At 63.9% G+C, this 24584-nt stretch carries 26 protein-coding genes; 21 read left to right on the top strand and 5 right to left on the bottom strand.

Annotated features, from left to right (window positions below):
- Window positions 1-37: 37 nt before the first annotated feature.
- The gene (locus tag ACNJX8_RS35630; RefSeq protein WP_439358503.1) at window positions 38-517 is read right to left on the bottom strand and encodes a MarR family winged helix-turn-helix transcriptional regulator; all 480 of its coding nucleotides are present in this window, start codon (window positions 515-517) and stop codon (window positions 38-40) included.
- A gap of 504 nt (window positions 518-1021) precedes the next feature.
- Here ACNJX8_RS35630 and ACNJX8_RS35625 point away from each other — a divergent pair.
- On the top strand, window positions 1022-2563 hold the full coding sequence (locus ACNJX8_RS35625; RefSeq protein WP_128936250.1) for a porin: 1542 nt from the start codon (window positions 1022-1024) through the stop codon (window positions 2561-2563).
- Window positions 2564-3995: 1432 nt separating this feature from the next.
- Here the strand turns inward: ACNJX8_RS35625 and ACNJX8_RS35620 are convergent.
- The 4 genes from ACNJX8_RS35620 to ACNJX8_RS35605 form a co-directional block, all read right to left on the bottom strand.
- Window positions 3996-4631 (bottom strand): MarR family winged helix-turn-helix transcriptional regulator, encoded by a 636-nt coding sequence (locus ACNJX8_RS35620; RefSeq protein ID WP_439358502.1) that lies wholly within the window; start codon window positions 4629-4631, stop codon window positions 3996-3998.
- Between the two features lie 845 nt (window positions 4632-5476).
- A complete protein-coding gene (gene fliI / locus ACNJX8_RS35615) occupies window positions 5477-6802 on the bottom strand; it encodes a flagellar protein export ATPase FliI (RefSeq protein ID WP_128936249.1) in 1326 nt (441 codons plus the stop codon).
- A gap of 36 nt (window positions 6803-6838) precedes the next feature.
- The gene (flgF, locus tag ACNJX8_RS35610; protein WP_439358501.1) at window positions 6839-7567 is read right to left on the bottom strand and encodes a flagellar basal-body rod protein FlgF; all 729 of its coding nucleotides are present in this window, start codon (window positions 7565-7567) and stop codon (window positions 6839-6841) included.
- A gap of 3 nt (window positions 7568-7570) precedes the next feature.
- Window positions 7571-8359, bottom strand: a complete 789-nt coding sequence (locus ACNJX8_RS35605) for a DUF1217 domain-containing protein (RefSeq protein ID WP_439358500.1) — start codon at window positions 8357-8359, stop codon at window positions 7571-7573.
- A gap of 141 nt (window positions 8360-8500) precedes the next feature.
- Here ACNJX8_RS35605 and motA point away from each other — a divergent pair, with 141 nt between their 5' ends.
- The 20 genes from motA (at window position 8501) to ACNJX8_RS35505 (ending at window position 24581) form a co-directional block, all read left to right on the top strand.
- Window positions 8501-9397: a flagellar motor stator protein MotA gene (gene motA / locus ACNJX8_RS35600; protein WP_439358499.1), complete on the top strand. Its 897-nt coding sequence runs from the start codon at window positions 8501-8503 to the stop codon at window positions 9395-9397.
- Window positions 9394-10335 (top strand): flagellar motor switch protein FliM, encoded by a 942-nt coding sequence (locus ACNJX8_RS35595; RefSeq protein ID WP_091879920.1) that lies wholly within the window; start codon window positions 9394-9396, stop codon window positions 10333-10335. The genes motA and ACNJX8_RS35595 overlap by 4 nt, the downstream gene beginning before the upstream one ends.
- The gene (locus ACNJX8_RS35590) at window positions 10316-10630 is read left to right on the top strand and encodes a hypothetical protein (RefSeq protein WP_091879917.1); all 315 of its coding nucleotides are present in this window, start codon (window positions 10316-10318) and stop codon (window positions 10628-10630) included. Before ACNJX8_RS35595 ends, ACNJX8_RS35590 begins: the two co-directional genes overlap by 20 nt.
- A 76-nt stretch (window positions 10631-10706) precedes the next feature.
- Window positions 10707-11096, top strand: coding sequence for a flagellar motor switch protein FliN (gene fliN / locus ACNJX8_RS35585; protein ID WP_091879914.1), 390 nt, complete (start codon window positions 10707-10709; stop codon window positions 11094-11096).
- Between the two features lie 2 nt (window positions 11097-11098).
- Entirely contained in the window at window positions 11099-12139 is a 1041-nt protein-coding gene (locus tag ACNJX8_RS35580) for a flagellar motor switch protein FliG (RefSeq protein WP_091879912.1), read from the top strand.
- Between the two features lie 13 nt (window positions 12140-12152).
- Window positions 12153-13238, top strand: a complete 1086-nt coding sequence (flhB, locus tag ACNJX8_RS35575; protein WP_439358498.1) for a flagellar biosynthesis protein FlhB — start codon at window positions 12153-12155, stop codon at window positions 13236-13238.
- Window positions 13239-13302: 64 nt separating this feature from the next.
- Window positions 13303-13704 carry a flagellar basal body rod protein FlgB gene (gene flgB / locus ACNJX8_RS35570; RefSeq protein WP_439358497.1) on the top strand — a complete coding sequence of 134 codons (402 nt, stop codon included), beginning with the start codon at window positions 13303-13305 and terminating at the stop codon, window positions 13702-13704.
- 11 nt (window positions 13705-13715) lie between these two features.
- Window positions 13716-14132: a flagellar basal body rod protein FlgC gene (gene flgC / locus ACNJX8_RS35565; protein WP_060735083.1), complete on the top strand. Its 417-nt coding sequence runs from the start codon at window positions 13716-13718 to the stop codon at window positions 14130-14132.
- A gap of 2 nt (window positions 14133-14134) precedes the next feature.
- Window positions 14135-14464 (top strand): flagellar hook-basal body complex protein FliE, encoded by a 330-nt coding sequence (locus ACNJX8_RS35560; protein ID WP_128937947.1) that lies wholly within the window; start codon window positions 14135-14137, stop codon window positions 14462-14464.
- Window positions 14465-14482: 18 nt separating this feature from the next.
- On the top strand, window positions 14483-15271 hold the full coding sequence (gene flgG / locus ACNJX8_RS35555; RefSeq protein WP_439358496.1) for a flagellar basal-body rod protein FlgG: 789 nt from the start codon (window positions 14483-14485) through the stop codon (window positions 15269-15271).
- 13 nt (window positions 15272-15284) lie between these two features.
- Complete coding sequence (gene flgA / locus ACNJX8_RS35550) at window positions 15285-15761, top strand: flagellar basal body P-ring formation chaperone FlgA (protein WP_439358495.1); 477 nt, start codon at window positions 15285-15287, stop codon at window positions 15759-15761.
- Window positions 15758-16888 (top strand): flagellar basal body P-ring protein FlgI, encoded by a 1131-nt coding sequence (gene flgI / locus ACNJX8_RS35545; RefSeq protein ID WP_091879897.1) that lies wholly within the window; start codon window positions 15758-15760, stop codon window positions 16886-16888. Before flgA ends, flgI begins: the two co-directional genes overlap by 4 nt.
- 67 nt (window positions 16889-16955) lie before the next feature.
- Window positions 16956-17705, top strand: a complete 750-nt coding sequence (locus tag ACNJX8_RS35540) for a MotE family protein (RefSeq protein WP_439358494.1) — start codon at window positions 16956-16958, stop codon at window positions 17703-17705.
- Window positions 17706-18413 carry a flagellar basal body L-ring protein FlgH gene (flgH, locus tag ACNJX8_RS35535; protein ID WP_439358493.1) on the top strand — a complete coding sequence of 236 codons (708 nt, stop codon included), beginning with the start codon at window positions 17706-17708 and terminating at the stop codon, window positions 18411-18413.
- 42 nt (window positions 18414-18455) lie between these two features.
- On the top strand, window positions 18456-18899 hold the full coding sequence (locus tag ACNJX8_RS35530) for a flagellar basal body-associated FliL family protein (RefSeq protein WP_164934357.1): 444 nt from the start codon (window positions 18456-18458) through the stop codon (window positions 18897-18899).
- Window positions 18896-19636 carry a flagellar type III secretion system pore protein FliP gene (fliP, locus tag ACNJX8_RS35525; RefSeq protein ID WP_128937942.1) on the top strand — a complete coding sequence of 247 codons (741 nt, stop codon included), beginning with the start codon at window positions 18896-18898 and terminating at the stop codon, window positions 19634-19636. The genes ACNJX8_RS35530 and fliP overlap by 4 nt, the downstream gene beginning before the upstream one ends.
- Window positions 19637-19877: 241 nt before the next feature.
- Window positions 19878-20783 carry a flagellin N-terminal helical domain-containing protein gene (locus ACNJX8_RS35520; protein WP_128936237.1) on the top strand — a complete coding sequence of 302 codons (906 nt, stop codon included), beginning with the start codon at window positions 19878-19880 and terminating at the stop codon, window positions 20781-20783.
- 270 nt (window positions 20784-21053) lie between these two features.
- Window positions 21054-21965: a flagellin N-terminal helical domain-containing protein gene (locus ACNJX8_RS35515; RefSeq protein WP_439358492.1), complete on the top strand. Its 912-nt coding sequence runs from the start codon at window positions 21054-21056 to the stop codon at window positions 21963-21965.
- A 295-nt stretch (window positions 21966-22260) separates the two neighbouring features.
- Entirely contained in the window at window positions 22261-23886 is a 1626-nt protein-coding gene (gene fliF / locus ACNJX8_RS35510) for a flagellar basal-body MS-ring/collar protein FliF (protein WP_439358490.1), read from the top strand.
- On the top strand, window positions 23883-24581 hold the full coding sequence (locus ACNJX8_RS35505; RefSeq protein WP_439358489.1) for a hypothetical protein: 699 nt from the start codon (window positions 23883-23885) through the stop codon (window positions 24579-24581). The genes fliF and ACNJX8_RS35505 overlap by 4 nt, the downstream gene beginning before the upstream one ends.
- The last annotated feature ends 3 nt before the right edge of the window (window positions 24582-24584 follow it).

The following is a 24584-nucleotide window of genomic DNA, read 5'->3' as shown; positions in this document are numbered from 1 at the left end:
ATCACGTGGACCTGTGAAGCGCCCGGGGCCAGGCGGATCATGAAGCCTCGATCGCCAGCAATCGTGCCGCCAACCGGGCGTTCTTGCCGATCGTCGCGAGCGTGGCGTTCAACTCGGCCAAGGTCTTTTCGTCGAGTTCATTGAACATGGTCGAGTTAAAGGCGAGCTTTCGCTTGGCCAGCTTTTCGATTTCCGTGGTCGCCTTTGCGGTGAGCGACATCAGAACGAAGCGGGCATCGTCCGGGGCCGCTCGTCGCGACAGAAATCCGCGCCTTTCGAGCGTCTTGGTTTGGTTGGTGACGAACGCGGGGTGGACTCGCAACTTATTCGCGATGTCGATGCCGGCGACGCCTCGCCCCTTATCGAGTTCGGTGATGGCCATCAGGATGAGCCATTGCGGCTGGGTGATGCCCAGCAGTCCGGCCCAGCTGGTGTGGATGTCCTCCAGCTGGGAGTGGATTTCGACGACGTTCCAAATGAATTCCGTAATCGCCCTGTCGAGCTTCTTCTCGAGCACCCTGGCTTCCCTCGTTCGATTCCTTTGATCCCTTTTTGCGGATAGTAACGGGATATTGAGCAGGCGTCTCGCCTGTCGCGCACGAAGATGGCGCAGATGTTGCACCCTGAAAGCGACCGACAGTTTAGTGCTTGCAAAAATCAATTGATTAAATTACGTCTCGGCCACTCTCTCTGTGGCTCTTGACCTTGTCACGGCCGGCGACGTGAGACCTTCAAAAAAGCCCTCAGGATGCCCCCTGAGGGCTTTTCCGTTTATTTATGGCCTGCAAACGACGCTCTGTTGCCTTTGGGCCACATCCGCGCCGGAAACAGCGATTTACTAAATCAACAAATTGAGGTGATTGTTTTTATAAACTATACGAAAGGAACGACGGAGGGGGGGCACCTCGCTGTCGTTTCAGTCCGGACCTTCAGTGCGGACCTGAATTGAACGGAAATCAAAGTGGGTGAAGCGGCGTCCTCCGAGGAGCCGAGCCCCCTGAAGCGACCTGGAGGTTTACGAATGAAGTTAACGAAGACGCTGTTTCTCGGCTCGGCAGCCGGCCTGATGGCCGTCTCCGGGGCGTTCGCAGCCGATCTGCCGGTGAAGGCCAAGGCGGTCGAATACGTCAAGATCTGCTCGCTGTACGGCGCCGGTTTCTACTACATCCCGGGCACCGACACCTGCATCAAGCTGGGCGGCTATCTGCGCGCCGACGCGAACTTCAACACCAACTCGGACTTCAGCCCGAACCAGAGCGGTTTTGCCGGCGCCCGCAACCGCCTCGCGAACTACTACACCTTCCGTGCTCGTGAAGATCTGAACATCGACACGCGCACCGCGACCGAGTACGGCGTGGTCCGCACCTATTTCGACGCGGTCTTCACTTGGACCACCGGTGGCTACGCCGGCACGGGCTCCGCTACGGGCACGACTGGCTACACCGCCACGACGGCTGGCACCACCACCATCAACCCGTCGGACGGCGGCACCTCGGGCGGTGCGCTCGGCGTGTATTACGCCTTCATCCAGTTCGCCGGCTTCACCATGGGTAAGGCCGTGTCGCAGTTCGATGCGCCCTGGACCAACTATCCGGGCAACATCACCGACAATCTCGTCGGCGGCAGCGGCACGGTCACTGGTGTCAACCAGTTCACCTATACCGCTGACTTCGGTCAGGGCGTGACGGCAGCGTTCTCGGCGGAAGACGCGACGGCCTATTATCAGGCCGGCAACCTCAACATGTCCGGCGCGACTGCGGCTACCATGGTTGGCGGTTCGTACGGCTCCAACGCCATCGGCGGCTCGCGTTCGCCGAACCTCGTTGCTCAGGTGCGCGTCGACCAGGCCTGGGGCCTGTTCCAGGCGTCGGTTGCCGCGCATGACAACCACGTCGCCTACTACGGCGCGACCGAGCCGACCGGCCACCCCGACGACAAGTGGGGTTGGGCAGTTCAGCTCGCTCTGTCGATCAAGAACATCCCGACCGGCGCGGGTGACACGATCAACATCCAGGGCGTCTACACCGACGGTGCGACCCGCTACAACTTCCAGAACCTGTCGGGCAGCACGTATTCGCTGTTCGGCAGCTCGGGCATTGCCTATCAGAGCGTCGGCTTCGCCAATGCTCCTGACACGGTGTTCGTCACCGGCTCGCAGCAGGAGACGGTCAAGACCTGGGGCTTCCGTGGCGCTTACACCCACAACTGGAATCCCAACTGGAACTCCGCGCTCTACGGTGCCTACGCTCAGGCCCAGTTCGGCACGCTTGCCAAGACCACGCTCTGTGGCGCTGGCGGTACAGGTGGCGTGTTCGGCGGCCTCGCCGGTGTGACGAGCTGCAACCCCGACTTCGCTATCGGCCAGCTCGGTATCGTCACCCGCTGGACCCCGATCAAGAACCTGACGTTCTCGGCCGACCTCTCCTGGACGCACCTCGACCAGAAGTATTCGGGCACGGCCGTCCTCAGCCCGGCTGCCAACACTGCCAAGCCGACCGCTGTGTACGAGCTGAAGGACCAGGACTCGATCGCCATGATCCTGCGCGCCCAGCGCAACTGGTAAGATCTTTCCAACCAGTGGAACGAACACCCGGCGGGAAACCGCCGGGTGTTTTTTTGTGCGCATTCTGCATGATATCCGACCCCTCGTACGGACGGAGCGGAAGCGTAATCCCGGGCGCTGTAGAATGGGGGTGCGATCCCGGACAACGCTCCATCCGGGCTACGCGCCCGACGGGCAAAACACCTGGATGTTTCCACATGCGGCGTTGTCAATCCGTCCTCGCCAAAAGATTCGACTTTACAGAAATTCGGATTTGTCGTATGTGTCGGCCATCCCGGCTCACTCTTGAGGGGCGATCTTGTGTCGTCACGTGTCGCGAGCCGGGTTGCGGTGGACGCGGCAGCGTCGGCACGAAGGGTGCGGGCAGGGCGGGTAGTCCCTGTGAGCTCGCAGCCGCGCGCGGACGAGCGGCGCTGAAAGGCTCGTCTCGCTAGCTTTCCCGTGACGTCGACAGCGCGGGAAAACTCTGCGGCGAACATGCGAGCCGCGCGTACGGCAAAACCGTGTGGTCCTGGCCGTCGTTGCTACGGTCAAGCCCTTCGAAGATGCGCGCGAGCCCGACCGGGCGGACGGCATCGTCAATTCGCGGGGTGAGGGAGGCCAGAAGGAACTCGGCTCCCGGGAGAGCGCGGCATAAGCCGTCCGACCACTGCGCAGGGAAGGCCGCGTGTACGGCTTCACCTGTATGCCGCTGTGCAATTTCTTTTGCGCTATACGCGCACAGCGGACCGTGGGTGCCAGCCGGCACCTGGCCTTCCCTGCGCCCTCTTGGCTTCGAGGGTGGAGTGATCAAGCCAAGCTCGGGCGAAACGCGCCGCGAGAAGGCGAAGGCGTGTCTGCAACGCAGATGCGAATTGGAGAACGACGCCATTGCCCCTTTGCTCCGTCATTGCGAGGAGCCCTTGCGACGAAGCAATCCAGAAGCTTGCCGCGGAGGGATTCTGGATTGCTTCGCTTGCGCTCGCAATGACGAGCCTGTGGCACGCGCACGCCACAAACTCGCTGTCATCGCCCGGCTCGACCGGGCGATCCAGTATTCCAGAGACGGTTGAGGTTCAATCGAGAGGCCGCGGCGTATTGGATTCCCCGCCGGAGCCTGTCATCGGGCTCGCCGAAGGCGAGACCCGGTGACGGGGAATGACAGCGAATTGGAGGACGACGGCGGTGCTCCTTGCTCCGTCATTGCGAGGAGCCCTTGCGACGAAGCAATCCAGAATCCCGCCTCGGAAAGACTCTGGATTGCTTCGCTGCGCTCGCAATGACGATGTGGAGGCAGTTGCACACATGCCCCCCCCCAACGTCGTCCTGGCGAAAGCCAGGACCAATTATCACTGAACTCTGAGGTGAAAGCATCGTGTGGCAATCGACTTGCCGCAACAATGTGCATTTGGGGTAATGGGTCCTGGCTTTCGCCAGGACGACAGTGCGCGCCTCACCCCTGGCTTGCCACCCGCGCGCGGTCGAGATGTGCCTCGATCTTCGGGCGGTCGCGGGTGCGCTCGAAGCTGGTGCAGAGCAACTCGGTCTCCTCGAGCGAAACAGGGGCGCGATACAGCCGGCACATGAACTCGGCGGTCGCGCGCCCCCTGCCGGTGCCCGGGCCGCGTTCGGCGAGAAACATGCAGTCCCGGCAGATGCTGGCGTCGAGGCGCTGATGGGCTGCATCGAGATGATTGAGGATCTCCCGCAGCGAGTCACGCAATCTGATGCACTCGTCGGTGCCGAGCGAGGTGACTGCGTTCAGCACGTGATTGATCGGGTCGTGCTGGCTCAGGCATTTCTCGCCTTGCGCGGTGACGTGAAGCACGACCGAACGCTTGTCCTCGTGCGACGGCTTTCGCACCAGGAAGGACTTGCTCTCGAGCGTCTTCACGATCTGCGATGCCGTCGCCCTGGTGGCGCCGATGAAGCCGGCAAGCGCGGACGGCGTGCGCGAGAACCTGTTGGCGCGGCCGAGAAAGCGCAGCGCCATCCATTCGCGATCGCGCAATCCATGCTGATTGCCTTCGAAATACCAAGCCCTCGCCGCCTGAACCAGCAGCTCGACGGCTTCTCGCGCCAATGGCATGAATCTACCTCGTCCCCGGAACTTCGTGTGCGGCGTTCCGAAGCCGCCTCGCGCCCTGGCTTGCGAATCCGTCGTGAGGCGTCAGACCGCTGGAGGTGCCCGACGAGCACGTCGTGTCCAATTCTCGCTCGAAGGCACGGACTGCAACGCGACCGACCCGGACTGATGGGCGTCGCGTCGTTCGAAGCGCAAGCCTGCGTCGCTGAGGGCATACCAATAGCGTCGTCGTCGCACGGGAGCCCGAGTTGCCGTCGCCAGCAGACGATGGATCGGAGTAGTTCAACCGAGGCCCCTAAAAGTTCAAGTCGCAAGCAGACGTTTCTTGTATCCATCGAAACGATGAATGAGCTTCTCAACAAAATCAAGTACAGACGCTCTCTAAGACTGGATGTCGTTGCGGGCGAATGTAACGTTCAAGACAATCTCGCTCGTCGGCACACATGATAGTGAACGCAATACGCTGCCCGATGAGCAGCATGCACGCAACTATACGTCGGTTTGTGCACGCCACGTTGCTGTCTGTCGTTGATGCAAGTTGATCGAAGCTTGTGCATGACGACGATGTGCGTCGGCATGTCATCCACAACTTGTACGACCGTCGGGGAATCGCCTGAGGGAACTCACAGGAATTGCACGCGGCGGTTGTTGCGGTCCGCGGTCGCAGGAATGGCCCGTTCGTCGCTTCCGCTCGATTCCTCTCGTCCGATCGACTGACGTTCCCGCGACGCAAGCCGGTCATGGCTGCGCGTGCGCATGCACTGGAAGCGTGGCCGCATGCGCAATCGGCTGTCGAAAACAACGGGCAGGGCACGACGGCGTCGCGCGCCATCTCACCGCGCAACCTGCTACTCGCCCCTGAGCATGTCCCGGAGCTCGCGGAATGGATCGGCGCTCGGTGGGGCCGACGCGTCCTGCCGCATCGCGCTGTAGATTCTCGGAACCATGTCGACCGCCTGGTCAAGACCCGAATCACGTCCCGATTGATATCCGCCCATCAAGCGAAGGTCGCGCGTGTCCTCGTATTTGGCGATCATGGCGCGCAGCTTGCTCACCAATTCGCGCTCTTCGGGGTCCCAGACGTTATGGGCGAGGCGGGAGACCGAGGCGAGAACGTCCACGGCCGGATAGCGGGCCTGGTCGGCGATGTGTCTGGAGAGCACGATGTGTCCATCGAGTGTGCTGCGGATGGTGTCGGCGATCGGCTCGTTGTGATCGTCGCCGTCGACCAGCACGGAGAAAATCCCGGTGATCGTGCCGGATCCCTCCTCGCCTGGGCCGGCGCGCTCCAGAAGCCGCGGCAGATCGGTGAAGACCGTCGGCGCGTAGCCGCGCGCGACCGCGGGCTCGCCTGCGGCGAGTGCAACCTCGCGGGCGGCGTGGGCGAAGCGGGTGATCGAATCGACCATCAGCAGCACCGATTCGCCGCGGTCGCGGAAATATTCGGCGACCGCCATCGCCGTCTTCGGCGCCAGCCGCCGCATCATCGGGCTCTCGTCTCCCGTCGACACGATTGTGACGGCGCGGTGACGGTCGGTGCCCAGCACGTCCTCGATGAACTCGCGCACCTCGCGGCCGCGCTCGCCGACCAGCGCCAGCACGACCGTGTCAAAACCCTGGCTGCGGGCGAGCATCGCCAGCAGCGTCGATTTGCCGACGCCGGAGCCGGCAAAGATGCCGACGCGTTGGCCAGCGCAAATCGGCGAGAACAGGTCGATGACGCGCACGCCGGTGCGCAGCGGCTTGTGCACGCGTGCGCGCTTCATGGCCGAAGGTGCCTCGGCTTCCGCCGAGACCGCACGCGATCCCGGCGTGAGGGGCCCCTGGCCGTCCAGCGGCGCACCGAGCGCATTGATGACGCGGCCCTTCCAACTCGGATCGGGCGCAAAGGACAGCGGCGGCATCCGGTATGCGACCGAGCCCAGCCCGCCGGCGAATTGGCGATCGAACGGCTTGGCGATGATGCCCTCGCTGTCGATCCGCACCACCTCGCCGATCTGGGGCCTGGCGGCCGCATTGACGCCGATGAGCTCGCCGAGCCTGACGAAGCGCGACAGGCCGGAGACACGGAAATGCGTCGGCGCGATCTCGGAGATCGCGCCGCTGACGCTTGCCAGGGGCGTGCTCTGCTGAAGCTCCAGCAGCGCCCACTCGAGTTGCCGAAGAGCGTTCAAGGAAACCGTCCAACCTCATTGCGCGCGAGGCGCAGCTTATTTGCCGGGTTCGCCCAGCGTCCGGATTGCATTCTGGAGCGAGCTCTCGGCGCCCTCGATCATCGAATTGGTGCCGTCGAAGGCGCGCGAGGCCGCGATCAGCTTGGTCAATTCCATCATCGGATTGGCGCCGGAGCCTTCGACGTAGCCTTGCTTGAAGCCGTCGCGGGAGAAATCGGCGATCGCGGTCGCGGGACGATCGGGCGTGACGCCGGAATTACCGTAGCGCTCGAGATTGGCGTCAGCGGGAATGTTGAACAGGCCAATGGTGCCGATCTCGTTGTTGTCCTGGGTGATGGCCCCGCTGCGCGCGATCGAGATCGGTCCGCCGTTGGGATCGAGCGTGATCTGCGCGCCGCCGGAATCGATCACGGGAAAGCCGGACACGGTCTGAAGGTCGCCGTTGGGGGCGATCTGGAGGCGGCCGTCACGGGTATAGACCGTGCCGTTCGGACCGGCGAAGGCGATCCAGCCCTGTCCGACCACGGCGACGTCGAGCGGATTGCCGCTCTCGGTGATGTTGCCCATCTCGCGGGAGATGATGTTGTCGCCGGGCGAGGAGAAGGCGACCGGGTTCGCGCCCGCCTTGGACAGCACGGTCTCGAACTTCACCACGTCGGTGCGGAACGCTGCGGTGTTGACGTTGGCGACGTTGTTGGCGATCGTCTGAAGGCGCTTTTCGAGGGCGACCTGCGCCGACAATCCCACATAGAGAGCCGATTGCATGACTTACTTTCCGAAGCGGATGGACTGAAGTTTCGAGAGCATGTCGGTATCCATGCTGGCCATCGAAGACGCGCCGCCGATCAGGACCAGCGCGGGGTTGGTCGAATTGTCGCTCTGGGCCTGGGCCGCATCCCACATCGCGGCAAAGCGCTGCACGAATTTGGTGACCTTGGCCGGGTCCTGGAAATCGGTGAGCTTGATCTTGTCCGTGATCATCTTGGCCTGGGCGTCGATGTCGGCCGAGCTGATCGTCGACGGCAGGCCGAGCGCGGTCTGAACCACCTGCGTCAGCGCCTTGTCGGCGAGGATCTGGTAGGCGGTGGTGACGGTGGAGGCCTTGCGGGTGAAATACAGCGCCAGCCGCAGGCCCTCGTTCTGGTCGCCGGCCTTCTGCTCCATCGTCTGCCTGGCATATTGGGTCGCCGTCCCGGTCGTGGCCTGGGTGGTCTGGGTGGCGTTGCTGCCGAGGGCGGCGAAGTTGAACGCCGTGGCGAATTCACGATAGCGGACGTCGGTGAGCTTGTTGGCGAAGGTGTTCTTGTTGGCGACACCTTCGGTCAGCACCTTGCGCATGAACGCCTTGGCATAGGTCATGTCGCTGAGGCCATAGGCCTTCATCGCATAGGAGTAGAGCCGGTAGTCCTTCAGGAAATCGTCGATGGTCTTCACGTTGCCGATATGGCTGAGGAAATAATCGGTCTCGCGGCTGACGTCCGGCTGTTTCGCGACCTGTGTCAGCGACTTGCCCATGTCCTTGGTCAGTCTGGTGTAATCCGCGATGGTGGATAGCATGACACGCGTCCCTCTGGCCGCTCTTGCGACACGTCTCAAGCTGCCGCGAATTGCTTGCGCGGGGCTGGCGGTCCCGAAGCCAGCTTCGCGCAAGCGTCGCCGACTAGATATTCCCGCTGGGATCGGCGATGGAGCGGCGCGTTGGGCAGTTTCGTGGGGATTTTCATCACGGTGGCGGCACTGCTCGGCGGATTTGCCGCCATGGGCGGGCACCTGGCCGTGCTCATGCAGCCGTGGGAGTTCGTGATCATCATGGGCACCGCCGTCGGCACCTTCATCGTGGCCAATCCGTGGAAGACGGTCGTGGACACCGGCGTTGCCTGCATGCAGGCCATCACCGGCGCCGTGCCCAGTGAGCGCTACTATCTCGATCTGCTCGGCGCGCTCCATGCCCTGATGCGCGAGCTGCGGGGCAAGGGCCGCAACGAGGTCGAGGCGCATATCGACGATCCCTCCTCATCGGAGATCTTCAAGGCGTTTCCGAACGTGCTCTCCGACCCCGCGCTGCTCCAGTTCATCTGCGACTATGTCCGCCTTATCATCATGGGGAATGCGCGCACGCACGAGATCGAGGCGCTGATGGACGAGGAGATCCACACCATCGTGAAGAGCAAGCTGACGCCGTACCATGCGCTTGTGGTGGTGTCCGAGGCGCTGCCGGCGCTCGGCATCGTCGCCGCGGTGCTCGGCGTCATCAAGGCCATGGGGGCCCTCGACCAGTCGCCGAAGCTGCTGGGCGGCTTCATCGGCGCGGCCCTCGTCGGCACCTTCGCCGGCATCTTCCTGTCCTACGGCATCATTTCGCCCTTCGCGCTGAAGATCAAGATGACGCGCGAGAAGAAGTGCCGGCCGTATATCATCGTCAAGCAGACGTTGCTGGCGTTCATGAACGGCGCCATGCCGCAGATCGCCGTCGAGCACGGCCGCAAGATGATCGCCAGCACCGAGCGGCCGTCGATCGACGTCGTCGAGAACGAGACGATTGCAGGTCCCAAGGCCGTCGTCACCGAGGTTGAACCGAAGGCTGCCCGCGCATGATGATGGAAGACGTCGACGTCGATCAGCGCAAGCAGCTGCCAAACTACCTGCTGGACGCCGCCGGCATATCGATCGAACGCATGCCGATGCTCAATGTGATCTTCGATCGCATGGCGGCATCGTGCACGGACAGCCTGCAGCCGATGGCCGGAACGCCGTGCTATTTCTCGGTCAACGGCATCACCAATGACCGCGTCGGCGACATCATCAAGGACTATGAGGCCAACGCGGTCGCGGCGGTGCTCTATGCCGAGCAGTGGGACTCCCGCGTCATCATCATGCTCGACCGCGATTTCGTGTTCACGATGGTCGAGGCGATGTTCGGCTCCGACGGCGCCGAACCGCCGCTCGACGTCGAGCGCGCGTTCTCGAACATCGAGATCCGCCTGGTCCAGGCGCTGTTCGAGCGGTTCGCCAAGGCGCTGCAATCCGCCTTTGCCGGCACCTCGAACGTCACCTTCCGCGTGGAACGGGTCGAGACCGCTATGGCCTCGCTGGCGATCGGACGCAGCGGCAACATGTCCATCTGCGCGAACATCATGTTGCAGGCGCTCTATCGCGGCGGCCAGATGTTCCTCATCATTCCGCACTCCGCGCTCAACCCGCTCAGGCAGAAGCTCGCGCATGTCGTCGTCAGCGACGGCCGCGCGGCCGATCCGCGCTGGCGCGAGCAGATGGAGAGCGAGGTTCACCGCACCGAGGTGACGCTGAGCGCGGTGCTCGACGAGAAGATGATATCGCTCGGCGACGTCGTGAAGTTCCAGGTCGGGCAGGTGCTCGAGCTCGAAGCCACGCCGCGCACGCTCGCCCGGCTCGAAAGCAACAACCAGGTGCTGTTCTGGTGTCAGATCGGCCAGCTTGATGGCTATTACGCCATGCAGGTGGCAGATCCCGTCGATCAGAAACGGGAGTTCGTCGATGATATCCTATCTCGTTGATGCCGTGCTGCTGATTGCGCTCGCTTTTACCAGCATGCGGGTGACCCGGATGCACCGCGAACTGGCGCGACTGCGCAGCTACCAGGGTGAATTCTCGACCATCGTCCACGAGACGGCGGGCGCCTTCGACACGGTCATCAACGCGGCGCACGATTCCACCGCAAATCTCGGACGGCTCGCCAACGTGCTGAGCACGAAGATCGATCAGGCCCACGAAGCGATCGCGGCGCTCGATGCAAGGACCGGGCTCGCGCCCGTCGCGACTGCAGGCGGCGCCGACGTGAACAAGCATTGAAGCCGGAGCCGGCGAAAACGATACGGTCGGAGCGCGGCGGCGCTCCGGGAGCGGAAATACCAAGAGGCGATACCAAATGGCGCAATCCTTCGACTATGAGTCTGCCACTCGCGCATCGGCATCCGACGAGGGGCACACCGATGCATCTCCACTGGAGCGGCTGGCGGAGATTGCCGCGCGCACGGCGGAGGAGACCGGCAAGTTCGCCAACGTCGATGCCATCCTGCGCATTCCCGTCACCATGCAGGTGGTGCTGGGATCGGCGACCATTCCGGTGGCGAACCTGATGAAGCTCGGGCGCGGCGCCGTGGTGCCGCTCGATCATCGGGTCGGCGAACCTGTCGATGTCGTCGTCAACGGCCGCATTGTCGCCCGCGGCGAGGTGGTCGTGGTCGAAGAAGACAATTCCCGCTTCGGCGTCTCGCTGACGGAGATCGTCGGTCCGCTGGGGCAGGGTGATACCTGACCATGGCGGCACAGGTCGGCATCGCTCCCGTCAAGCAGCGAGGCGTCGCCACGCTGGGCGGAACGGAAAAGGTCGCGGCCCTCCTCCTGGCCATGGGCCGGCAGGCGGCGGCGAGCGTGCTTCAGCAGTTCGAGCCGCAGGAGATCCGCATCGTCACCAAGGCCGCGGCGGAGCTGCGGCCGATCACGGCGCAGGAGCTCGAGGGAATCGTCGAGGAGTTCGCCCAGCAATTCTCGATGGGCGCCAACATCCTCGGCACGCTCGGCGGTCTGGAGGCCGTGCTCGGTGACGTGCTGCCGGCCGACCAGGTCTCGCAGATCATGTCGGACCTGCTCGGCAATTCGAGCCGCTCGGTCTGGGATCGCGTCTCCTCGGTGTCGGAGAACTCGCTCGCGAGCTATCTCTCCAAGGAGCACCCGCAGACCGCGGCGCTGATCCTGTCCAAGGTGAAGCCGGCCTGCGCCGCCAAGGTGATGAGCCAGCTGCCATCCAGCCTGCGCAACGAGCTGATGCGGCGCGTGCTGAGCCTCAAGCCGATCGTCGACGACGCCATGCGCATCATCGAGAAGACGCTGCACGAGGACCTGACGCTCAACTTCGCCCGCAACCTCGGCGCCGACACCTACGCCCGCGTCGCCGACATCATCAACAAGATGGAGCGCGGCCATATCGAGGACATGCTGAAGAGCCTGTCGGAGAAGCGACCGAAGTCGGCCGAAGTGCTGAAGGAGCTGCTTTTCACGTTCGACGACGTCATCAACCTGACGCCGAAGGCGCGCACCATGATTTTCGACCAGGTGCCGACCGATCGCATCGTCGTCGCGCTGAAGGGGACCGACAAGAGCTTCCGCGAGCTGATCCTGTCCTCGGTCGCCTCGCGCGTCCGCCGCGTCGTCGAACACGAGCTCGCCATCGGCGAGCCGTCGAACCAGCGCGATGTGCTCGAGGCGCGGCGCGTGATCACCGACCTCGCGCTCGAACTCGCGGAGAAGGGTGAAATCGAGCTCAATCCCGAGCAGGAGGATGAGCTGGTCTTCCGCTGACCGCTGAACGGGCATGGCAGAAACATCCGATCAGGAGAGCAAGACAGAGGAGCCGACCGAGAAGAAAGTCCGTGATGCGCTCGAACAGGGCAAAATCCCGGTCTCTCGGGAGGCTTCCATCTTCGCCTCGATGGCCGCGCTGATGGTGATCCAGGCCTTCCTGATCGGCCAGGGCGTGCAGCAATTGACGCCGACGCTGAAGAGCTTTCTCGACGATCCCGAAGGCTTCCCGCTCAGCACCGCGGCCGACGCACAGAACCTGCTCACCGTGGTGGGACTTCATTCACTGCGATTCCTGGTGCCGCTGGTCATCATCATGATGGTATTCGGCCTCGCCGCCTCGCTGCTGCAAAATGCGCCGCGCCTGGTGCTGGAGCGCATCAAGCCGGACGTGTCGCGCATCTCCCCGGTCAGCGGCTGGAACCGCCTGTTCGGCACGCAGGGACTCGTCGAGTTCGCCAAGTCGCTGTTCAAGCTCGCCTCGGTGACCGCCGTCGTCGCCTTCGTGCTGCGCTCGTCCGAGGCCAAGGCATTCGAGGCGATGTACACCGATCCGGTGGCGCTGCCCGAAATGATCCTCAACATCGCGATGCGGATCGTCTCGGCGATCTGCATCGCGACCATCGTCCTGGTCGCGATCGATCTCGCCTGGTCGCGCTTCCACTGGCGGCGCGAGCTGCGCATGACCAAGCAGGAGATCAAGGACGAGCACAAGCAGGCCGAGGGCGATCCGCTGATCAAGGCGCGCCTGCGCTCGCTGGCGCGCGACCGCTCGCGCCAGCGCATGATCGCCTCCGCCGCGCGCGCGACGCTGGTGATCGCGAACCCGACGCATTTCGCCATCGCGCTGCGCTACAAGCGCGAGGAGAATGCGGCGCCGCTGGTGGTCGCCAAGGGCATGGACGTGATCGCGCTGAAGATCCGCGAAGTTGCCGAGCAGAATCGGATTCCCGTGATCGAGAACAAGGCGCTGGCGCGCGCGCTCTACGAGGCGGTGCAGGTCGACCAGGTGATTCCGGCGGAATTCTTCCGCCCCGTCGCCGAGATCATCTACTTCCTCCAGTCCAAGCAGACCGCACGGCCCGAGAAGGTCCAGTAGATTTCCGAGGATGGTGCTTCGCGCAACAGCTTGACGAAAGCTTAACGCCCTAGGGTTCTCCCGAATGGACCAGAACGGGGCTATCGTGGGACCGCTTTATCTCTTCGAACTCGCATCGTCGCAGGCGCGCTACCTCGAACTCCGCCAGTCGACCATCGCCACCAACGTCGCCAACGCCAACACGCCGGGCTTCAAGGCGCGCGACGTCGAGCCTTTCAACAAGGTGCTCGACGGCATGCCGGTCAGGCTCGCGACGACGTCGCCCTCGCACATGCAGTTGTCCGCCGCCGAGACCGACACGCGCAAGATCGCCAAGAAGGACAGCTGGGAAGTGGTTCACTCCGGCAATTCGGTCAGTCTGGAGCAGGAGATGATCAAGGGCAACGACGTCAATCGCGACTATTCGATGAACTCGGCGATCGTGCGGTCGTTTCACCGCATGGTCCTGTCGAGCGCAAAGGCTTGAGGTGAATTGACATGCTGGACTCTCTGCAGTCGTCATTGACCGTCGCAAGCTCCGGGCTCGAGGCGCAATCGACGCGCATGCGCATCGTCTCGGAGAACCTCGCCAACGCGACGTCGACCGGGCGCACCGCCGGGGCTGATCCGTATCAGCGCAAGACCATCACCTTCGATGCCGCCATGGACCGTGCCTCGGGTGCACAGCTTGCGAAAGTCAAGGAGATCGGGGTCGACACCACGCCGTACCGCGTCGAGTACGACCCGGGGCATCCCGCCGCCGACAAGGCCGGCTACGTCAAGCTGCCGAACGTCAACATGATGATCGAGATGGCCGACATGCGTGAGGTCAACCGGTCCTATGAGGCCAATCTCCAGGTCGTGAAACAAGTGCGGTCGATGCTGGGAATGACCATCGACCTCTTGAGGAGCTGACAATGCTTGAGGCGATTTCATCCACCGCGATCTCTGCTGGGCAAGCCGCGAGCCGCGCGACCGAGACGCAGGCCATCTCGCCGGCGGCGACGACCGCGATCCAGGCCAGTGACGATGTCGGCTTCGAATCGGTGATGAAGCAGGTGACGACGGACGCGATCGGAACGCTGAAGGCGGGCGAGGCGGCGTCGATCTCGGCGATGCAGGGCAAGGAATCGACGCGGCGCGTCGTGGAGGCGCTGATGTCGGCCGAGCAGGCCTTGCAGACGGCGGTCGCGGTTCGCGACAAGGTCGTGCAGGCCTACCAAGAAGTCGTTCGGATGTCGATTTGATCTGAAGGAGTGACGATCGTGAAATCGCTCGCCATTGCGGCCACTGGCATGAACGCCCAGCAGACCAACATCGAGGTCATCGCCAACAACATCGCCAACATCAACTCGACGTCGTACAAGCGGGCGCGCGCGGAATTCACCGATCTGTTCTATCAGATGGACCGGATGCAGGGTGTCGCCAATGTCAACGGCTCCTCGCCGATTCCGGAGGGTGCCAATCTCGGCCTCGGCGTCAAGTCGGCGGCGATCCGCAAGCTGCACATCCAGGGCGCGCTGACGCAGACCGGCAATCCCTACGACCTCGCCATCAATGGCCGCGGCTGGTTTCAGGTGCTGGGCGCCAACAACGAGGTGCAATACACCCGCGCCGGCTCGTTCAATACGAATGCCAACGGCCAGCTCGTCACGATCGACGGCTATCTGCTGGACCCCGCGATCACGGTGCCGCAGGGAACGGTCGAGGTCACGGTCAACCAGACCGGACAGGTGTTCGCCAAGCTGGACACGGAAATAAATCCGCGGCAGATCGGCCAGCTCAATCTCGCCAATTTCGCCAACGAGGCGGGGCTCGAGCCGCTCGGCAGCAATCTCTACCGCGAGACGACCGCGTCCGGTACGCCGGTCGTCGGGCTGCCGGGCGATTCCGGCTACGGCAAGATCAACCAGAAATATCTCGAAGCCTCGAACGTCGATCCCGTCAAGGAAATCACCGAGTTGATCTCGGCGCAGCGTGCCTACGAAATGAACGCCAAGGTCATCCAGGCCTCGGATGAAATGGCCTCGACTGTCTCGAAGGGCATGCGCTAGTTCGGGTGGCTCGATGTTGAACAGGGTGGGCCTGATCATGCGCGGGTTGGCCGCCGTGCTGCTGGTTCTCGCCTCGGCGCGCCTGGCGGCGGCCGAGGAGAAGCGGCTTCCCGTGCCGGCCGTCTCGATCCGCGCGGGCGAGCTGATCCGGGACGACATGATCACCGAGCGCGCCTTCGCGCCGAGCCTGCTCGGCGTTGCCATGTTCATCGAAGGACGCCAGGTCCTGATTGGTCGCATGGCGCGGCGCACGCTGCTGCCGGGCCAGCCGATCCCGATCAATTCGGTGGAGGATCCCTGGACGGTTGCCCGCGGTGCCATGGTCAAGGTCGTGGTGGAGGACAGCGGCCTGTCCATCGTCACCTACGGCTCGGCGATGCAATCGGGCGCGGCCGGCGCGCTCATCCCGGTGCGAAACACCGACACCGGCGTGATCGTCAGGGGCATCGTCCAGCCGGACGGCACGGTCAAGGTCGTGGATGGGTCATGACCAGAGTCCTGCTTGCGCTCGTCCTCCTCCTCGCTACCGCCAGCGCTCAGGCCGCGGTCCGCATCAAGGACATCGCGGACATCAAGGGACTGCGCGAGAACCAGATCGTCGGCTATGGCCTCGTCATCGGCCTGAACGGCACCGGCGACACGCTCCGCAATGCGCCGTTCACGGAACAGTCCCTGCAATCGATGCTCGAGAACATGGGCATCAATGTCAGGAACGAGACCACGAGCACCAACAATCCCACGCGTCCGACGACGCTGCGCACGCGCAACGTCGCGGCCGTGATGGTGACCGCGGACCTGCCGCCCTCGATCGGAGCCGGCGAGCGGATGGACGTGACCGTGTCGTCGCTCGGCGATGCGACCTCGCTGCTCGGCGGCACGCTGGTGATGACGTCGCTGCGGGCGGCGGATGGTGCGGTCTATGCGGTCGCGCAAGGCGCGATCACGGTCGCCGGCTACAGCGTCGGCGGCCAGGCGCAGAACGTCAGCCAGGGCACGCCGACCGCGGGGCGCATCCCGAACGGCGCGCTGGTCGAGCGCGAAGTGCAGGGAAGCCTCCATGAAATGGAATTCCTGGTGCTGGAGCTCAAGAACCCGGACTTCGTTACCGCAACGCGCATTCTCGACGCCATCAACCGCTACGCCGGCGGCCGCTATCGTGCGCAGATCGCCTTCGAGCGCGACTATCGCACGATCGTGCTGTCGAAGCCGCGCAACATCGGCCCGGTCCGATTCCTGGCCGAAATCGGCGAGCTAACGGTCGAGCCGGACACGCCCGCACGGGTGGTGATCAACGAGCGCACCGGCACGGTGGTGATCGGACGCGACGTACGGATATCGACCGTTGCCGTGACGCACGGCAATCTGACGGTGCGCGTCACCGAGCTTCCCGTGGTCTCGCAGCCGGCGCCCTTCTCGCGAGGTCAGACGGTGGTCGTTCCGCAGACCGTGGTCGAGGCCAACGAGGCCGGCGCGCAGGTGGCGATCCTGAGCGGCGTCGATCTCCAGCGCCTGGTACGCGGGCTGAATCAGATCGGACTGAAACCATCAGGCATCATCGCCATCCTCCAGGCGATCAAGACGGCCGGCGCGCTCCAGGCCGATGTCATCGTGCAATGATGCACAAGCGTCGTGCAAGCTTGGTCGCTCAATGCTCTGGTCTCGACCGAGAATCGCACGCGGCCCGATGCTGAAGCTGGATCACAAAGCCAAATTCCTCCTCGTCGCGGTGTGGACGCTTGCGGGCGCTTCGCCCGTGCTGGCGCTGGACGAGGCGAAGCCATCGAGGCCGCTCAACCTGCTCTCCTTCGCGCGTGCCCGCGCGTCCGGACCGCAGAAGCCGGGCACGCCGTCCACCCCGAATCCGGGCGGAAGCGCGTCCGTCCATGCGACGGCGTGGGCGGCGGAAGATTCAGGTCCGGCTATCACCAGCGCCGTGCCGGCTTCCGAGACGCCGGCACCTGTACGTGCAGCCAAACCCGGCAGCGTCGCGGCGCCGCCGAAGCCCACACCGCCACAGGCCGCCGTGTCCGCCGACAATGACGTCGCGCTGTTCTGCAGCAACGTGGCCGACCCCGCCGTCGATGCAAGGCTGGCCTGGCAGCTCAAGGAGCTGGAGAAGGCCGAGAACCTGCTCCGCGAACGGATCGCCGAGGTCGAGGCCAAGCGCGCCGAATACGAGAAGTGGATGGCGCTGCGCGACGACTTCCTGAAGAAGGCCGAAGCCAGCGTCGTCGAGATCTATTCGCGCATGAAGCCGGAGGCTGCGGCGACCCAGATTGCCGGCATGGCCGACGAGACCGCCGCCGCCGTGCTCGCCAAGCTCAGCCCGAGGAGCTCGAGCGCAATCTTCAACGAGATGGATACGGCCCGTGCGGCGCACCTCGCCGACCTGCTCGGCGGGATGCGCCGTGTGGATGACGGAAAGACCAAATAGATGAAGAAGCCGATCCTCATCCTCCAACTCGTACTGGCGTCCGTCTTCCTGGCCGGATGCTTCCATGATCCGGCCGAGGTTCTGACCGGCCCGCAAATGTCCCCGGTCGGCAGCGGCTTGAGGACCCAGGCCGATCCGATCCCGGTGACGCCGCGCATGCGTACGCCCGTCAGCTATCGATCGACCTGGGACGACGGCACCGATCTCTACCGCGATCCCCGCGCGCGGCGTACCGGCGACGTCGTGACGGTGATCATCTCGATGCAGGACAAGGCCAAGCTCGACAACAAGACCGGCCGCTCGCGCGATTCGCAGGTCAAGTTCGGACTCGACTGGCTGATGGACGTCGCAGGATGGAGCGACAAGGGCCAGACCAACGCCAATCTCAGCACCAACACCCAGATCAAGGGTAACGGCCAGATCGACCGCACCGAGGATATCAAGCTCTCGATCGCCGCCATCGTCACCGACGTGCTGCCGAACGGCAATATGATGATCAGCGGCTCGCAGGAATTCCGCGTCAACACCGAGATGCGCGTGCTCAATGTCGGCGGCATCGTGCGTCCGCGCGACATCTCGCGGGCCAACACGATCTCCTACGACAAGATCGCCGAGGCGCGCGTGTCCTATGGTGGCCGTGGCAATCTGTCTGACGTGCAGCAGCCTGGATGGGGACACCGGATCTATGACGCCGTGGCACCATTCTGATATCCGCACCGGCCGAGCCGCGTCGCGAGGGCAGGGGACGTGATGCGCCTGATTGCGGCCATTGTCGTGCTGACCCTTGTCGCGATCGGTGCGGGCGCGCTTGCCGGCCTGCATCTGTTTGCGGCCGCCGAGCGCGTCGCCGATGCGAAGAAGAGCGCCACGCCGCCGCCGATTGCGTCTAGCTACGCCGGCAGCGCGCGGCTTCGAAAACTGTCCCCGATCGTGACCAATCTCGCTGCCCCTGCCAACAACTGGGCCCGCGTCGAGGCCTCCATGGTGACGGAGAGCATGAGCGACGAGGATGCCGGCATCCTGGCCGCCCACATCAGCGAGGACATCATCACCTATCTGCGGTCGGCGTCGGTTGGCCAGTTCGAGGGATCGCGCGGGCTCCAGCACCTGCGCGACGACCTGACCGAGCGCGCCAATATCCGCTCGTCGGGCAAGGTCCGCGAATTGATCATTGAGACGTTGGTGATCCAGTGAGAGTGAGAGTCCTGCTGCTCGCGTTGATCCTGGTCGTCCTGCCCGAAGTGGCGCTGGCCCAGATTCCGGACCTCAACTCGCTGCTGCCGCCCGGCAACGGCTCGACCAGCGGCCGCATTATCCAACTGATGGCGCTGATCACGGTGCTGTCGGTGGCGCCGGGGTTGCTCATCATGGTGACGAGCTTCACGCGATTTGCGGTGGCGCTGTCGTTCCTGCGCGCCGGTCTCGGCCTCCAGACCACGCCGGCCAACCTGGTGCTGATCAGCCTCGCGCTGTTCATGACCTTCTACGTGATGGCGCCGACATTCGACCGCGCCTGGGAGACCGGCGTCCAGCCGCTGATGAAGAACGAGATCTCGGAGGAAGAGGCCTATCTGAAGATCACCGATCCGTTCCGCGAGTTCATGCTGGCCCACGTTCGCGACAAGGATCTCCAGACCTTCGAGGCGCTTGCTGCGGAAAGCTTTCGCAAGAAGTTCGACGACAAGCGCATCGACATGCGCGTCATCATTCCGGCCTTCATGATCTCCGAGCTCAGGCGTTCGTTCGAGATCGGATTCCTCATCATCCTGCCGTTCCTCGTGATCGACATGATCGTGGCGACGCTGACCATGTCGATGGGCATGATGATGATGCCGCCGACGATCCTCGCGCTGCCGTTCAAGATGCTGTTCTTCGTGCTGATCGACGGCTGGAACCTGCTTGCCTCCGGATTGGTGCGGTCGTTCTCCTGAAAGAGCGCGGCTCGGACCGCGTCATCATGGTTAGCGGATGGTAACTGCGATACCGCCGCTACAGCGATGATATTCAAGGCGATTTTAATCCGGCGGCAAGATTCGGCGTGCTAGCAAGGCGTCACGGCGGGTTGGACCCCACCCACATCAGTCCAAAGGCATGATGCCGCCCCTCCGTACCGGTGAAAGCCCGGTATGTCCCAAAGTGAAAATGTAACGCGTACATAAAGGGACATTCGCAATGTCAAGCCTGCTCACGAACTCGTCCGCCATGACCGCGCTCCAGACCCTGCGGTCTGTCAGCTCGCAACTCTCCACCACGCAGACCCGGATCTCCACCGGCCAGCGCGTGGCCACCGCCTCCGACAACGCCGCCTACTGGTCGATCGCGACCTCGATGCGCGCCGACAACGCCGCGCTCTCCGCCGTCTCCGACTCGCTCGGTCTGTCGGCCGCGACCGTCGACACCGAATATACCGCTCTGAACAAGGTTCTCGGTGACAGCAACTCGGGCCTGACCAAGCTCCAGTCGCTGCTGGTCGAAGCCAAGACTGCTGGTATCGATCGCAGCAAGATCCAGTCGGAAATCACCCAGATCCAGCAGGACATGAAGAACGTGGCCAGCGCGGCGACGTTCAACGGCGTCAACTGGCTGAGCACCACCGCCACTACGCCGGCGACGGTCAATCTCGTGTCGTCGTTCTCGCGCGTCGGCGCCACGCCGACCACCGGCTCGATCACCGTCACCGTCGCGAACTACTCGCTCTACACCTCGACCACGAGCGGCATCTTGGACACGGTGAGCGGCAGTGCGTCGGTGGACACCATCAACATCGGTGCACTGACCGACTCGGCGGCTGACCAGACCACGCTCGATGGCTACATCGCGCAGGTCACCGCTGCGATCGGCACGGTCTCCTCGGGTGCCGCCAACCTCGGCGCCATCAAGAACCGCATCTCGAACAACTCGGAGTTCGTGAAGTCGCTGATGGATTCGGTTGATCGCGGTATCGGCCAGCTCGTCGACGCCGACATGAACCAGGAGTCCACCCGCCTGGCGGCCCTCCAGGTCCAGCAGCAGCTCGGCGTTCAGGCGCTCTCGATCGCCAACAACAACAGCCAGAGCATCCTGTCGCTGTTCCGCTAAGCGTCAAGACGGTCAGGGGAGGGCCGCGCTTCTCGCGAAGCGCGGCCCTTTCGTTTGCGTGGCGCTGTGCACGCCATGATTTCGGCCGCCCTGTTGCGGTCCGATCACAGGGCCACAAGCCTCGCACAAGCTTCGCTGGCTAGTCTCGCCGCTACGACGGGTTGGGTTCACGCGCATTTCCGCATCCCAAAGGCATGATGCCGCCCTGTCGTACCGGTGCAAGCCCGGTATGTCCCCAAAATCCAATCTGCTTTCAAAGGGACATCAAAGATGGCTTCCAGCCTGCTTACCAACTCCGCTGCAATGACTGCGCTCCAGACCCTCCGGAATGTCAGCGCCAGCCTGCAGACGACCGAAAACCGGATCTCGACCGGCCAGCGGGTCGCGACCGCTTCGGACAACTCGGCCTATTGGTCGATCGCGACGTCGATGCGCGCCGACAACGCTGCGCTCTCTGCCGTCTCCGACTCGCTCGGTCTGTCGGCTGCGACCGTCGACACCGAATACACCGCTCTGAACAAGGTCATCGGCGACAGCAACTCCGGCCTCACCAAGCTCCAGGCGCTGCTGGTCGAAGCCAAGACCGCCGGCATCGACCGCACCAAGATCCAGGCCGAAATCACCCAGATCCAGCAGGACATGAAGAACGTGGCCAACGCGGCGACGTTCAACGGCGTGAACTGGCTGAGCACCAACGCCACCACCCCGGCGACGGTGAACCTGGTCTCGTCGTTCTCGCGCGTCGGCGGCACGCCCACGATTAACACCATCACGGTGACGGTTGCCAACTACTCGCTCTACACCTCGACCACGGCCGGCATCCTGGACACGGTGAGCGGCACCGCATCGGTCGACACGATCAGCATCGCTGCGCTGACCGACTCGGCGACCGACCAGACCACGCTCGATGGCTACATCGCGCAGGTCACCGCCGCGATCAACACCGTCAGCCAGTCCGCCGCGAACCTCGGCGCCATCAAGAACCGCATCTCGAACAACACGGAGTTCGTGAAGTCGCTGATGGACTCGGTGGATCGCGGTATCGGCCAGCTCGTCGACGCCGACATGAATGCGGAATCGACCCGCCTTCAGGCGCTTCAGACCCAGCAGCAGCTCGGCGTTCAAGCGCTCTCGATCGCCAACCAGAACAGCCAGAGCATTCTGTCACTGTTCCGCAGCTAAGCGGCGCTTTCGAAAACGACCGTGCTCCCCGCGGAGCACGGTCCCCGCCGAGATCGGCGGAGTTGACGGCACAAGACGTGCCCGAGATCGACCTTCCGACGTCAGATTTTATGCGACATGTCGCAGCCGCCCGGGCGGCAATGCGTCCGGCCGTCCGTTGCCGATGTCGATTGCGCTACCGAATTTGTAAGATTGCAACGCCTCGCCAGCGAACCGACACATTCGCGCCCGCGCGCAACCTTCAGACAAGGTTGGCAGCGGAGTGTCTCATACGTTCGCATTGCTACGAGGTCATATGCTGCTCAGTCGTGCGCAGGTACAGCAACTGCTCAACAATCTGCTGGAGCTTGGGCCACGACGCCTGATGGCCTTGGGGCTGATCGGCTTTGCCGTTCTCGTTACCGTCGTCGGCGGTGCCTACTATCTGAGCCGGCCTGAATTCGAGACGCTCTATACCGGCCTCACCCGCGAAGACGTGACGCGCATGGGCGCCGCGCTGCGCGAGCAGAACATCGCCTTCGACGTCAATACGGCCGGAGACGCCGTCTCGGTGCGCCCGAGCCAGACCATGCAGGTGCGGATGCTGCTCGCCGAAAAGGGCCTGCCGACCAGTGCCAATTCCGGGTACGAGCTGTTCGACAAGATCGGCTCGCTCGGTCTGACCTCGTTCATGCAGGAGGTCACCAAGCTGCGAGCGCTGGAAGGCGAGATTGCGCGCACGGTGCAGCTGATGAAGGGCGTGAAGGCCGCGCGGGTGCATATCGTCATGCCCGTACGCGGCTCGTTCCGTGCAACGCAGCAGCCGCCCTCGGCATCGGTCGTGCTGCGCACCGACGGCGCGATCGAGGCGCGCACGGCGCAGTCGATCCGTCATCTCGTCGCGGCCGCCATTCCCGGCATGAGCCGCGACAAGGTGACGGTGCTGGACGCCGACGGCTCGATGCTGCTCGCCGAAGAGGATGAGGCCAGCGCCGCGCCGACCAAGATGGCAAGCCTCCAGAAGACGGTCGGCGGCATGGTGCAGGAGAACATCCGCAAGGCGCTGACGCCTTATCTGGGTCTCGACAATTTCGAGGTGAGCGTCGCACCGCAGCTCTCCACCGATAAGCGGCAGATCAATGAAACCGTCTACGATCCCGAGAGCCGCGCCGAGCGTTCGGTGCGGAACGTGCGCGAGAAGGAGTCTTCGCAGAACGCGGACCGGTCGACGCCGACAACTGTGCAGCAGAACCTCCCCGATCAGCAGGTGAACGCCGGCGGAAGCAAGAACTCCAGCGAGGACAAGACCCGCCGCGAGGACGTCACCAATTTCGAGGTGTCGTCCAAGACCACGACGACGGTGAGCGACGGCTATTCGGTCAAGAAGCTCTTCATCGCGGTCCTGGTCAACCGCGCGCGCCTCGTCGCCGATCTCGGCGACAAGAGCAACCAGGCCATCATCGACAGCAAGCTCGCCGAGATCAGCCAGCTCGCGGCCACCGCCGGCGGACTGGACAAGCAGCGCGGCGACCAGATCCAGGTGACGGCCGTCGACTTCATTGAGGGCTCGCGCGAGCTAGCGCCGGTGCCGCCGATCAGTTTTGTCGAGATGATCAACAAACAGCTCGGCAGTGTCATCAACGCGGTGACCATCCTCGCCGTTGCCTCGATGCTGGTCTGGTTCGGTCTTCGGCCGGCGGTCAACGGTATTCTCACTCATCGCGCCGAACAGGAGCAGACCGAGGCAGCAGAGGCTGCCGCCCTCGAGGCCGCGGCCCTTGCATTGCCTGACAGCGAGGAGGCCGAGCTCAACCTCGTCGAAGATCTCGAAGGCAAGATGCAGCGAACGCCGCAAAAGCGGCTCGAGCAGATCGTCCGGCTCGATCAGATGCAGGCGGCCGCGATCCTTAAAGACTGGATGCGACGCGAGGAGGCGGCATGAACGCAGCAATCGGAAAGCTCCTGACGCAGTTCGATGCGAACGGCCGGGCCAAGTCGCCGCCGCCTCCGCCGCCCAAGATCCAGGACGTGCTGACAAGGCCGAGGGAGGTTCGGCGCGAGCCGCAACCTCAGCCTCAGCCGCAGCCACAGACCCATTCGCAGCAGCAGCTTCAGCCGCCGTCCCCGGCAGCGGAAGCTCCGCCGGTCAACCTTCTCGACGATGCCTATCGTCGCGGACATGCGGCCGGCGTCGCGGAAGGCGAGGCCAGGCTTGCGGAGGAACGCGTCCGCAGCGCGATCCGGCTCGGCGAGGAGCGGGCCAAGTGGTCCGACCAGCAGGCGGCCACCATCGTCAACGGCTTCGAGACGGCTTGCCGCGAGGTTGAGACCAATATCGCGAGCTCCGTTGCGCGGATATTGCTGCCGTTTCTCACGGAGGCGGTCCGCGACAAGGTGATCGAGTCGCTGGTCGAGCAGATCGCGGCGTTGACCGGCAATTCGCCGGTGCCGGTGTTCAAGGTCACCGGCCCGAGCGAGTTGCTGGACCTGGTGAAGGCGCAGCTCGAGAAGGCCCGGCGGACAGGCATCGCCTATGAGGCGGCCGACACCTTCGAGGTCCGCGTCGTCGCCGACCAGACCGTGATCGAGACTCAGATCTCGGCCTGGAGCGAACGCCTCAAGGAGGCGCGCCGGTAGTCC

It is taken from the genome of Bradyrhizobium sp. SPXBL-04, from assembly GCF_051853035.1.
Lineage (GTDB): Bacteria > Pseudomonadota > Alphaproteobacteria > Rhizobiales > Xanthobacteraceae > Bradyrhizobium > Bradyrhizobium zhanjiangense.
Note: the sequence above shows the minus strand (reverse complement) of the source record. Positions and strands in the feature narration are given on the sequence as shown.